Source organism: Chryseobacterium sp. KMC2, from assembly GCF_016756935.1.
Taxonomy (GTDB): Bacteria; Bacteroidota; Bacteroidia; order Flavobacteriales; family Weeksellaceae; genus Chryseobacterium; species Chryseobacterium rhizosphaerae.
This window is the reverse complement of the sequence record NZ_JAESIT010000032.1, coordinates 1-12,511: the sequence shown is the minus strand read 5'-3', so window position 1 is coordinate 12,511 and position 12,511 is coordinate 1. Positions and strand designations below refer to the sequence as shown.

The window sequence follows — 12,511 nt, the reverse complement described above, 5'->3', positions numbered from 1 at the left end:
TTATTAATATAAAAATAACTTTTATGAAAAATTTCCAATGAAAATTTGTAAATAATATCAAATCAGCAAAAAGTAAAACAGATCTCTAAAATGCAATAATACAGTGCAAACAGCTAATTATTAAACATACAATATATTATTCGATAAGTTACCCAAACGAATTATAAAAGGTAAGATTACAATATGATTTATTAATTATATTTGCTGTATGAATTTAGATTATCTAGTAAGAGAACCAGAGAATATCACAGCCAATACTCCTATTCTTTTTATGCTCCACGGATATGGCAGCAACGAACAGGATCTTTTCAGTTTCAGAGAAACATTACCTGCTGATTGGCTTATTATAAGTTTCAGAGCACCCAGAGACACCCAATTTGAAGGGTATTCCTGGTTTGATATAGACTTCAACAACCCGGAGAATTTCATTGATTTAGATCAGGCCAAAGAATCATTGGAAGGTACATTGGAAAGTATATTAAAAATTATCAATCACTATGGTCTTACAGAAAGTAAGGTTCATTTGTGCGGTTTCAGCCAGGGAGGAATATTATGTTATGCCTTAGCCTTGAAGCACCCTGAATTATTTAATAATATTGCCTGTCTTAGTTCTTATCCGGAAGAAAAACTTTTAGATGGTATTGTAAAAGATAAGAAGAAACTTGAAAAATTACGTTTTTTCATATCACATGGAACAGAGGATGCTGTCATTCCATTAGAATGGGGAAGAAAGGCTGCCGACCTGTTGTATGATCTGAGCTGTTATTTTACCTTCAGAGAATATATGAGCGGACATGGGGTCAATCAAAAAAACTATATGGACCTGATGGATTTTTATTCAAAAAACGCATAGCTTTATTTGAAATAATTTCAAGATAAACACTACATTATTGTAGTTTATATAAACATTCCTGCATTTGGAATGTTTTTTTATTTACAATTAAGATAATTTCGTTAAATTCAGTAAATGAAATTCAAACTTCTTTTACTGGGTGTATTGTTTAGCATTTTTATAAATGCCCAGAACTCATTTGAGTTGATCAACACCAAAAAAGCTGTTATTCCTTTTAAATTTATCAATAACCTCATCTTTATTCCGATCACCGTCAATGGAGCAGAACTTACTTTTTTAGTGGATACGGGAGTAGCAGAAACGCTGCTTTTCAGCCTGGAGAACAAAGAGGTAAAGCTGGAAAACGTTGAAAAAATAAAATTTTCAGGTCTTGGGGGAAGCCTAAGTATCGACGGTTTCAAATCTGAGCGTAATACAGCCCGAATTGGGGATGCTGTCATCAATACCTCGATGTCTATTTATATTATTCTTGATGAGGAATTTAATATTTCATCTCATGTAGGAATTCCTGTAAACGGAGTTATTGGCTATCATTTTTTTAAAAATCATCCTATCTCTATAGATTATCAGGCAAAGAAAATTACTATCTATGAAAATGCTGACCTGCTCACAAAGAAGATCAGAAAATATGATGAATTTCCTATTACCATTGAAAAAGATAAACCTTATATGTATGCTGATGTAGAAATGACCCGTGAAAAGAATAGCTCAAAACTTTTGATTGATCTAGGAAACAGCGATGCAATATGGCTCTTCCCTACCCTAATCAAAAATTTTGTATACAACAGACCTAATATTGATGATTTTCTGGGGCGTGGATTCAACGGAGACATCTATGGTAAAAGAAGCAGAATACGCAATTTTTATCTTGGAAATTTTCGATTTGAAAAACCACTGACCGCTATGCCGGATGAGTTTTCTATCCAACATGTTAATTTAGTGGACAATAGAAAAGGTTCTGTAGGTTCAGAAATTATGCGCCGGTTTACTATTATTTTTGATTATGCCAACAAAAAATTATTTTTAAAGAAGAACCGGAATTTCAATGATCCTTTTCATTTTAATATGAGTGGATTAGATTTCAGGCAGGATGGATTAGAATGGGGTCATGAAAGAGTACAAATTGAAACTCAGTCTTCGACTGCCAAAACAGATTCAGTGTACAAAGGGGATTCTTTTCAATATAAATTCACGCTGAAGCCTCTCTTTTCCATTTCAGGAGTAAGAAAAGATTCTCCAGCCTATAAAGCAGGTCTCAAAAAAGATGACAAAGTAATCAGCATCAATAGAAATAAAGCTTCAGACATGACTCTGGAGAGTATTATGGAGCTTATGAAATCTTCCGAGGGACAAAGTATTACCATTGTTGTCCAAAGAAAAAATGAGACCTTGACCTTAAGTTTCACTTTGGAAGATCCAATACCTTATCAAGATTAATATAGGAAGTCCGAAGAAACCACTTTAGACAGAATATGATCATTATTGGAAACCACATCTGTCTTTGGCGGATGATGACCATACCGTAATCTATGAAGTATTTGGTCCCAGCCCAGCAGTCTGTACATTTTTCAAATTTTCTCCGGATGACTTTCTTGATGATTCACTACGTAGAAAAGTGAATAAAAAGCGCCGGATACCCTTGTAAACATTCCTGCATTTGGAATATTTTTTATTTACAATTAATATAATTTCGCTAAATTCAGTACATGAAATTAAAATTTATTTTATTATTTTTTTTCTTTGGCATTTTAGGTAATGCACAGAATTCTTTTGAATTAATCAACGCCAAAAAAGCTGTTATTCCTTTCAAACTTATCAATAATCTGATCTTTATTCCTATTAATATTAATGGGGCAGAGCTTACTTTTTTAGTAGACACAGGTGTATCCGAAACCATGCTTTTCAGTATGGAAAACAAGAAAATAAAGCTTGAAAATGTTGAAAAAATAAAATTTTCAGGACTTGGGGGAAGTTTAAGCCTTGATGGGTTCAAGTCTGAACGCAATACTGCCAAGATAGGTGATGCTATGATCAATACCTCCATGTCTCTTTATATTGTTACCAATGAAGAATTCAATATTTCACCCCATATAGGGATTCCTGTAAACGGAGTGATTGGATATCATTTTTTCAAAAACCATCCGGTTTCAATAGATTATGTGGCTAAGAAGTTAACTGTGTATGAAGATACTGACCTGTTTAAAAAGAAAATCAAAAAATTTGAAGAACTTCCGATTACCATAGAAAAAGATAAACCTTATCTCTATGCCGATATAGAGATGACCAATGAAAAGAAAAGTTCAAAATTATTAATTGACCTTGGAAACAGCGATGCTATATGGCTCTTTCCTTCTCTTATTAAAAATTTCGTTTATAACAGACCTAATATTGATGATTTCCTCGGACGTGGTTTCAATGGGGATATCTATGGTAAGAGAAGCAGAATTCACAATTTTTATATTGGAAAATTTCAGTTTGAAAAACCACTTACCGCAATGCCTGATGAATTTTCTATCCAGCATGTGAATCTTGTAACAGACCGGAAAGGTTCTATAGGTGGAGAAATAATGCGTCGTTTTACCATTTTTTTTGATTATCATAATAAAAAACTATACCTTAAAAAAAACAGAAATTTTGATGACCCTTTTCATTTTAATATGAGTGGACTGGATTTCAAACAAGACGGCATGCAATGGGCCGAAGAAAGAGTGAAAATTGAGCCTAAACCATATTCAGGTTCTATGAATGAGACCTTTAAAGCAGAATCATTCCAATACAATTTTAGCTTAAAACCGCTTTTTTCAATTGCAGGAGTCAGAAAAGATTCTCCCGCCTATAAAGCCGGGTTAAAAACAGATGACAGACTTATCAGCATCAATGGTAAAAATGCATCAAATATGACATTACAAAAAATTAATGAATTAATGAAATCTTCTGAGGGCCGGGACATTAATATTGTTGTCCAAAGAAACAATGAAACCTTAAAAATAAGTTTCGCTTTAGAAGATCCAATACCTTATCAAGATTAAAATATGAAGACCGAAGAAACCACTTTAGACAGAATAAGAACCCGTCCGAGATTTAAAATGTTTACGCATCTTACCAAAGAAGAATATGCGGAAAGTTTAAAAAAATATCTTGCCGGGCATAAGGATGAATTTTCCGGAAATATAAACAAAGAGGTGGCTACCATCTCTGTAGAAACAAAATATGATAATTATTGGAAACCCCGCCTGTCTTTGCGGGTAGAAATGGAAGATGACCATACGGTAATCCGTGGAGTATTCGGTCCCAGCTCAGCAGTCTGGACATTTTTCATGTTCCTTTATTTCTCTTTTTCTATTCTCTGGATGACCTTCTTTACCATGTATTATGTAGAAAAGCAAATAAAAAGCGCCGAATACCCTTGGGCATTGAGCGCTTCTTTTGTGATGTTATTTTTTATTCTTCTCACTTATGCTGCAGCAAGATTCGGGCAGCATAAAGGAAAGGAAGAAATGCTTAAACTGAGAAGATTTGCTGAAGAATCGACTTTACAGTTTGAAAAAAAGATTAATTAGAAGACGGTTCTACTGGTCTCTCGCTGTCAACCGGGGTAGCCATCGCTTTAGCCGTTTTGATAGAATCTGCTACTTTTTCTCTGTTGCTTTGTTCTTTCAGCATCTTGGGAACATCCGGTTCCAGTAATTTGGTCAGCTCTTCCACGGAGATATTATTAGCATTGGGATCATCCAGAAGCTTCTTCCAGGGCCTTCTTCCTCCCCAGTTGTAGTCACCAAATACCATTACCGCTGTTCCTCTCGCTTTTGTAGTAGCACCTCCAGGATTCAGGATCCAGGTATCTGCGTAAGAGTATAACCATTGGGCATCTTTTCTCAGTAATCGTAAGCATGAGTGCGATGCAGGATATCCCGGAAGCGTATATTCATGCCATCCGATCCCTCCAATATTATGGATATTAAAATTATAAGGAAGTTTCCATTCACTGCTTACAGTGGAAATGGAGAGTTTCTTTTTCCAATTGGCAAAAGTAAGTCCTCTTGTGGTCTGTGCAGCCTTTTTCCCCATACTTGTAGGCCCCCACTTCACCAGGCTTCCGTTAGAATAAACAGCATAAGCCTGTATAGGGTATGAAAAGATCACAAACTTCTTTACTCCACTTAATACATCAAGCTGCATAGGGAAAGGTGAATATGCCATCAGGGTGGTATCTATTTTCGCAGGGACTACTAAGGTATCTGCATTCCACTTACTTTTAGAATCCAGCCTGTTTAAAGCTAAAATGGCGGTCCTTTCTTTTTCGTTATATTTTTTGCTGAATTCCGCATAGAGAGAATCTCTCATTTTTTTATCTTTTGGGATAACGAAAGCATTGTAAAATCCATTTTCCTGCATTACCGGTGGAACAGATTCTTTCTTGACTACGGGTACGGAATCTTTCTTTATAGAATCAGTCTTCGCTTCAGGACTTCCTGACACAGAAGAAGCTGTATCTTTAAAAGTATCACTTATTTTTTCTATTTCTTTTTTACAGGAAACAAGAAATACTGCGCATAAGCATGCGTATAGAAATAATTTTTTCACAGACATGTTCTTCATAAATAAATTAGGTCACTTAGTTTGGCTACCCAGTACAAATATCAGACCTAAAATCGAATCACAAAAGACATTATAGAAAATACCGTAAAAAAACGGTAATAAAGTAGATTCTTTACAACAATTTATTGGTTTTAGCATAAGTTAACGCTTCGGCAATATTATTTACCCCAATTTTTTCAAAAAGTTTTTTTCGGTGAAACTTCACAGTATCGGCAGTAATGAAAAGTTTTTCAGATATCTCGTTGATCGTCAAACCGCTCGCGTATAGACTTAAAATTTCATATTCCCTGGAGGAAAGCTTTATTTTTTCACTTTTTTCCCAGACATCTGTTACATAATCATACTTCAATAGGGTATCCGATCCTTCTTTGCTAAGGACAACATTTCCCGAAGCGCTGCTATTGGAAAGCGAAACGATGCATAAAGCTTTCCACACCTGCCCTTCTTCGGTAAGAAACATCGGGGTAAGTTTGTGATTGACAAGAATAAGGTTCTTTTTACCGTTGATAAGATAAAAGTCGTAAGAGATGGAATACAGTTTCCTTTCGTCTACAGGAATGGTTTCATAAAAATCAAATCCTGCTTTATTGATCTTGATCAGCATCTCTACATCTTCAGGTTTTACATTCTGAAAATAAAAAGCATAACCCAGCTCCTTTACTTCCTCAGAGCTTTTCCCACACAGGAAGAGAGGATTTTCAGAAACATATTCAAATGCTTTCGTCTGATAATTAATAACGTATAAACTTTGATAAGTGGTTCTTGCCAGTGCTTTTACAGCCTCCAGATAATCTCCGGACTGGCTGAAGTCGATGTCTGCATCCTTACTGACTTCGTTTTTATCATTAAAAAATCTATTAATTTCTTCCATAGGTTTAAAATATCAATCCGTACACTACACAAAAGAGTAGTTTTAGCTTCGATACCACAAATCTACACAAAAGTGTAGCAGTTTTCAAAATACCGTGATTTACTTTTGCGAAAAGATTTTCATGATTGTGCCTTTTTGGAAGATCGTCGCAAGATGGGTTTGAAACCAGCTTTAAAGAAGCTATCAATAAACTCCTTTACTGTTATCAATAACCATGATATAAAGAAGCTGCCAAAACAATTCGGTCATCGTAAAAAGTAGATTTCAACAATGAAGTTTTTATCGTAATCGCCTCGGATAATGGAGGATTATTCAGACTGAAAATATTATAAAACAACGGCCGAATTATAGCAGCCTTCAAAAATCAGAACACTTTATTACTGATTAATCTCTATTACTGTCTTACCAGGCAGTATTTTTTTGTCATCTACAGCCCGCTGGGAAGCCTACAATATCGCATAAATATTTTATCAAACATTATGATAAAGGAGAAAACCCAAACTGGGAAAGGCAATGTGGGAGAAAAAACTAGAATACTTTAACCTCAATCATTTAGATTATAAAAATTTGCTGCTTTATCAATACTGATATTTAATAATTTGTTAAAGATACTGTGCCCATATTATCTATAATTTTGACAAAATATCAGTTATCATGTTATACATCATTATGGTAGTTGTACTACAGGCACTTATCACTCTTACTCTATTAATCTCTCTTATCAGGAACCGAGAATCTGTACTGAATATGTTGCTATTATATATTGTGGTAGTAACCCTGGATATGGGATATGAATATTTCATTATTCAGAAGTTTGGATATGAATCCGTACTGTATGAAATACCGGGAAGCCTCCGTGTTTTTAAAGGGCTTATTTTCTTATACATTACCACCTATTTAATCAATGCCAGATGGCGGGATAAACTCAAATATCTGATTATTCCCTTAACCCTGGTTGTTATTCATCATGCGATTGCTCTTTCTGCAAAAATTTTCGGACTTTCCTGGGCCGATATCGCTATTCAATCCTATAAATCCTATTTCATTTATTATAGTTATTATTGGGTAGCCAGTCTTTCTGTATGCATTTATCTTTTAATAAAGCATCGCCACAGCAGTAATCATCCTCTGGTCAGAAATTTCCGGTACTTAGCCTGCTATGTTTTAATGGGAGTATTGGTTTTCTGGGCTGTTTATCAGCTGGGGTTAAATACATTGGTCTATCAAAAGATTTACAGCCTTTTATTTCTTATTCAATTTGGCTGGATTCTGTACGTGTATATGGTAACCTATCAAAACAACCTGAAAGAAGAGCCGCAGAACACCTATTCTCTTCCTGTTCCAAAAGAAACGTATCAATATAAAGATCTTTCAAAAATAGACTTCATTACCGTACAAAATGCTATTACTTCCTTTTATCAGGACAGTCACATTTATCTGGATGAAGAATTCACCCTGGATCAGCTTTCCAGCCATCTGAAAATAAATAAAGCAGACCTAAGTATTACTTTCAACAAGCATCTTCATTCCAACTTTCACGAATATACCAATAGAAACCGTATTTATCATTTTAAACAGATTTTATCAGAAGATCCTTCTGCCAGTGTTATTGATATTGCATTTCAGTGTGGTTTTAAATCCAAGTCTACTTTTTATAAATACTTCAAAAAGGAATTTGACTGTCTCCCCTCTCAGCTCGTTCATTAGTTACAATAATTTAATATTGGTAAAATATTGATTTACAATACAGTTCACCTCGAACTCAATGAAAGAAGTTGCATAAAATTTAAATGAACTAAAACTTTTTAGTGACCTTACATCTTTGCATGAAATTTTTACAGAGATGGCACGCAAAAGACTTTTTTTAACAAAAGCAGCATTTTTTCTACTTGGGCCTTTAGCCTTTGCACAGACAACCATTCATGGTATTGTAGTGGACAGTGAGGGAAACCTTCCCAATGCCCTGGTCTATATTGAAAATACCGGGGAAAAGGTTACCTCCAATACGGATGGTTCCTTTGTTCTTAATAATGTGTATGATGGCACTTATAAACTTGTTGTCGAATACAAGGGATATGAAAGGCTGTATATTCCTTTCTCCGTCGCAGATAAAAAGGAAACTGATCTCGGATTAATCAGATTGGGGGCAAAACCTAAAGAAAACAGTCTTCAGGAAGTGATTGTTACCAGTGTATACAAAGCATCACAGGCCAGGGCTATCACGATGAAGAAAAACTCCAATACGATTACAGAGGTTCTTTCCGCTGATGCAATAGGAAAACTTCCTGACCGTAATGCAGCAGATGCCGTACAGCGTATGCAGGGAGTATCTATTGAACGGGATATGGGTGAAGGACGCTTCGTAGCGGTAAGGGGAACACCGGTACAATGGACTGCCTCTACCCTGAATGGCAATAGAATGCCAAGTGCCAGTGGTGATAATGCCAACAGAGGAGTTCAAATGGATATCTTTCCCTCAGAGCTCATTCAGAATGTACGTTTATCTAAAGCGCTGACTCCTGATCTGGATGGTGATGCCATTGGTGGAAATGTAGATTTTATCACCAAAACCTCTCCTAATAAAGAAACCCTGGCAATAAGCATGGCTTCCGGCTACGTTAATATGTCCAAAGCCCCTACCTACAATACATCAGTAGTATACGGAAATAAAATTACTGATAAACTGAAATTTATTACCTCAGCGGTCATCTGGGAGCGCTCTACTGCCATAGATCAGATGAGGAATATTTTCAATTACGGAAACAAGGACAAAACAGCTTCCTACTCGATCAATCAGTTACAGTTACGGGATTATCAGGCCAACAGAAGAACGTTGGGATTCAATCTAGGATTGGATTATGAGATCGACAGCAGGAATAAATTATATGTTAAAGGATTGTACAGTCAGTATAAAGATGGGCAGTCCGTACGGGAAACCTATTTTAATTTCGACAGTAAAAATGTAATGCTTCAGGCCCGTCATGCAGATTATCTTACCGATCTGTATTCTATGCAGCTGGGGGGTAACCACCAGGTAGGACAGCGTATGGAAGTCAATTGGTCATTATCCAAAGCACGTTCGGAATTCAAATTTAACTCACCTTCGAATCTTTCTCAGGATGAAAGAGGCTATCCTATGGTCAACTTCATACAGCCTATGACCTACGGAAATCTGTCTGCAGACGGAAGAAAATATAATGCGATGGATGCTCCTGACGGCGTTGGAGATACAGGAGCTTATACACTGCCCTATACCCTGCAGAGTATAGCCGCAGATAAGCTAAGATTAAACCAGATTATCCTCAGCCAGAATCATAACAGTGAAACAGACCTCCGGGGACAAATTGATTTAAAATATAAAGTATCAGACAGATTTGAGCTTAAATGGGGGACAAAATATAATAATAAAGAAAAAGTAGTCAACAGTTCTTTACTGGTCTGGATGCCCAAATCATCCCTGGGGATTCCCGGAGCACCGGTTACTTACCTGAACCAGCTGGAACGCGAAGGATTCCCTTACAGAGGAGGTTTTATGAACCCTCTTGGTAATCCATATAACTCAGTGATCATTGATCAGATCACCAACGCGCAAATTGACCAAATGTATACGACCGGTACCCAAAACAGTTTAGGCCTAATGCAGGTCAATACCAAAGACAGCAGCTCCAATATTACGAGCTCCTACAGAGGCACTGAAAACGTATGGGCAGCCTACCTGATGGGAACCTGGAAAATTACGGATCAGCTGCAGGTATTGGGAGGATTCAGAAATGAATACAATGCTATTACATTCTGGGGCAAAAAGGTAACCTCTGATCAAAATGCCAGGGCAGTAGATATTAAAGACAATAAAACATATAATGTACTGCTTCCCATGGTCAATATGAAATGGAATATCAACAGTGACCGCATCCTGAGACTGGCCTATACCCGCTCCTTCGCAAGACCTGATTTCAATGATCTGAACCCGGGAACAATCGTAAATGATATCACCAATACGATCACCCAGGGAAATACCAAGCTGGACCCTACCTTTTCGAACAATTTTGATATCATGTTTGAAAACTACTTCGGTAAACTGGATCTTATTACAGCAGGCGTTTTTTATAAAGACATCACCAATCTTATCTATAAAGATCAGTCCGTTACAGAGATTGCCGGAAGGTCTTATACTTTTACTGCCCCTAAAAACCTGGAAGGCGCTCAACTCTTCGGTTTTGAATTTGGGATCTCCAAACGTTTTGAAAATCTGCCGGGTTTTTTAAAGAATATAGGTTTTGAAGGCAACTATACTTATATCTCCTCTAAAATGGATATGCCTGTCTATGAAAACGGTAAACAGACCGGTACGATGTCTACCACTATTCCCAATCAGGCAAAACATATTTTCAATACAATACTGTTTTATGAAACCAATAAATTAATGCTTCGTCTTGCCGGAAATTATAAAGGGAATTATGTAAGTGAGATCAGGGCCGCTGCAGGCGCAGATCACTATCAGTACTTTGATAAAAACTTCACTGTGGATATTTCCACCTCATATAGTATTACAAAGAGAATACGTCTGTTTATAGAGCTTAATAATGTTTTCAATGAACCCAACCGCTACTATATGGGAGTAAAGGATCGTGTAGAAAATATTTCTTATTCAGGGATGCGCGGACAGATGGGGTTCAATTTCAATTTTTAATCAAAATTATTTATTCATATGAAAAAGTATATATATGGAGCTGCATGTTGTATGGCAGCATTAATACAGGCACAGGATAAATGCCAGAATATAAAGATCAATCAACTTCAGGTTGTAGGAACCCACAATTCATATGCCCAGCCGGCAGACCCAAGGGTATTGGAATTGGTTACTCCAATTATTAACGGTATGATGCAGAAATACAGCAGCAGCATGTCTGAAGAGCAAAAAGCTAAATTCAAAGAATACCATCCTTACGGAATGGATCTGAAAGAGGGATTGAATTACAACCACCCTGATTTTACAGAACAGCTCAATGCCAATCTCCGGGGCCTGGAAATAGATGTTTATTATGATCCGGAGGGGAAACGTTTCAGCAACCCTGCTACCTATCAGATCTTACAGGCAAAGGGAATAACTGATTTGGCGCCTATGAATACAAAAGGCCTGGACCAGCCCGGTTTCAAAGTACTGCATATGGCGGATATAGATTTCAGATCGCATTATCCCACTTTAAAAGATGCCCTCACAACCCTTCGTCAGTGGTCTGACAAACATCCGGGACATAGCCCTATCTTTATGATGATAGAGGCAAAAGATTCAGGATTCCCTATTTTTGAAAACAGCACGAAAGTTTTACCTTTTGATAAAAAAGCATACGATGAGCTGGATGAAGAAATCATAAAGTACCTTGGAAAAGATAAGATTATTACTCCCAAAGAGGTTCAGGGTAAGTATTCAACATTAAAAGAAGCTGTAACGCACCATAACTGGCCAAAGCTTAAAGAGGCTCAGGATAAATTTATCTTTATGCTGCTTCCCGGAAGTGCCGGAACTTTATCCTCTAAAAACAATCCTTATCTTATCAATGGCTCACTGAAAGACAGAATCATGTTTCTCAGCAGTGAACCTGATGATTCTTTTGCCGGTTTTATTCTTCGGGATAATGCCATCATAAGACAAAAAGAAATACAGGATCTGGTAAAGCAGGGCTTTATGGTAAGAACAAGGTCAGACATTGAAACTTATGAGGCAAAGATCAATGATACTTCACGGGCTAAAGCAGCCTTCAGCAGTGGTGCACAGGTTATCTCCACCGATTTCTTCCGCCCCGGAAATACATACGGCACCCCTTATTATGTACATCCACCTCAGGAAAAGGATTATATGAACAATCCCATCAACACTTCCTGCAAATAATAGTAAAGCCGGTTCTGTTTTCAGAACCGGCTTTTTTTAAGTGATCTCTCAGAAAACAAAAAAACCTGTAAATACTTACAGGTTTTTTTAATTGAGTTGCGATCCGGACGGGATTCGAACCCGCGACCTCCGCCGTGACAGGGCGGCATTCTAACCAGCTGAACTACCGGATCAATTTTTTAAAGAAATTGATAAAACTTCTGCGATCCGGACGGGATTCGAACCCGCGACCTCCGCCGTGACAGGGCGGCATTCTAACCAGCTGAACTACCGGATCAATTTTTTTAAAAGAAATTGA

The 12,511-nt window shown here is 36.9% G+C and carries 10 protein-coding genes and 2 tRNA genes; 7 read left to right on the top strand and 5 right to left on the bottom strand.

Features of this window, described 5'->3' with window-relative positions:
• Positions 1–208: 208 nt before the first annotated feature.
• Entirely contained in the window at positions 209–853 is a 645-nt protein-coding gene (locus JML65_RS22830) for an alpha/beta hydrolase (protein WP_047486954.1), read from the top strand.
• A gap of 114 nt (positions 854–967) precedes the next feature.
• Positions 968–2,290 (top strand): retropepsin-like aspartic protease, encoded by a 1,323-nt coding sequence (locus tag JML65_RS22825; protein ID WP_047486957.1) that lies wholly within the window; start codon positions 968–970, stop codon positions 2,288–2,290.
• On the opposite strand, the gene JML65_RS24045 is transcribed toward JML65_RS22825, so the two are convergent.
• A complete protein-coding gene (locus JML65_RS24045; protein WP_262896506.1) occupies positions 2,287–2,418 on the bottom strand; it encodes a hypothetical protein in 132 nt (43 codons plus the stop codon). The genes JML65_RS22825 and JML65_RS24045 overlap by 4 nt on opposite strands.
• 141 nt (positions 2,419–2,559) lie before the next feature.
• Between JML65_RS24045 and JML65_RS22820 the strand changes: the two genes are divergently transcribed.
• Positions 2,560–3,882, top strand: a complete 1,323-nt coding sequence (locus tag JML65_RS22820) for a retropepsin-like aspartic protease (protein WP_202272392.1) — start codon at positions 2,560–2,562, stop codon at positions 3,880–3,882.
• A 3-nt stretch (positions 3,883–3,885) separates the two neighbouring features.
• Positions 3,886–4,413 carry a hypothetical protein gene (locus JML65_RS22815; protein WP_047486964.1) on the top strand — a complete coding sequence of 176 codons (528 nt, stop codon included), beginning with the start codon at positions 3,886–3,888 and terminating at the stop codon, positions 4,411–4,413.
• Here JML65_RS22815 and JML65_RS22810 read toward each other — a convergent pair.
• Together JML65_RS22810 and JML65_RS22805 are read right to left on the bottom strand one after the other, a co-directional pair.
• Positions 4,406–5,443 (bottom strand): L,D-transpeptidase, encoded by a 1,038-nt coding sequence (locus JML65_RS22810; protein ID WP_228450397.1) that lies wholly within the window; start codon positions 5,441–5,443, stop codon positions 4,406–4,408. The genes JML65_RS22815 and JML65_RS22810 overlap by 8 nt on opposite strands.
• A 121-nt stretch (positions 5,444–5,564) precedes the next feature.
• Positions 5,565–6,323 (bottom strand): response regulator transcription factor, encoded by a 759-nt coding sequence (locus JML65_RS22805; protein WP_047486969.1) that lies wholly within the window; start codon positions 6,321–6,323, stop codon positions 5,565–5,567.
• A gap of 654 nt (positions 6,324–6,977) precedes the next feature.
• Here JML65_RS22805 and JML65_RS22800 point away from each other — a divergent pair.
• From JML65_RS22800 to JML65_RS22790, 3 genes are all read left to right on the top strand, one after another.
• Positions 6,978–8,030: a helix-turn-helix transcriptional regulator gene (locus tag JML65_RS22800; protein WP_202272390.1), complete on the top strand. Its 1,053-nt coding sequence runs from the start codon at positions 6,978–6,980 to the stop codon at positions 8,028–8,030.
• Positions 8,031–8,166: 136 nt separating this feature from the next.
• Positions 8,167–11,013, top strand: a complete 2,847-nt coding sequence (locus JML65_RS22795) for a TonB-dependent receptor (RefSeq protein WP_202272388.1) — start codon at positions 8,167–8,169, stop codon at positions 11,011–11,013.
• An 18-nt stretch (positions 11,014–11,031) separates the two neighbouring features.
• Complete coding sequence (locus tag JML65_RS22790) at positions 11,032–12,213, top strand: phosphatidylinositol-specific phospholipase C domain-containing protein (protein ID WP_202272386.1); 1,182 nt, start codon at positions 11,032–11,034, stop codon at positions 12,211–12,213.
• Positions 12,214–12,312: 99 nt separating this feature from the next.
• Here the strand turns inward: JML65_RS22790 and JML65_RS22785 are convergent.
• Positions 12,313–12,386 (bottom strand) — tRNA-Asp (locus JML65_RS22785).
• Positions 12,387–12,416: 30 nt separating this feature from the next.
• Positions 12,417–12,490 (bottom strand) — tRNA-Asp (locus tag JML65_RS22780).
• Positions 12,491–12,511: the final 21 nt, after the last annotated feature.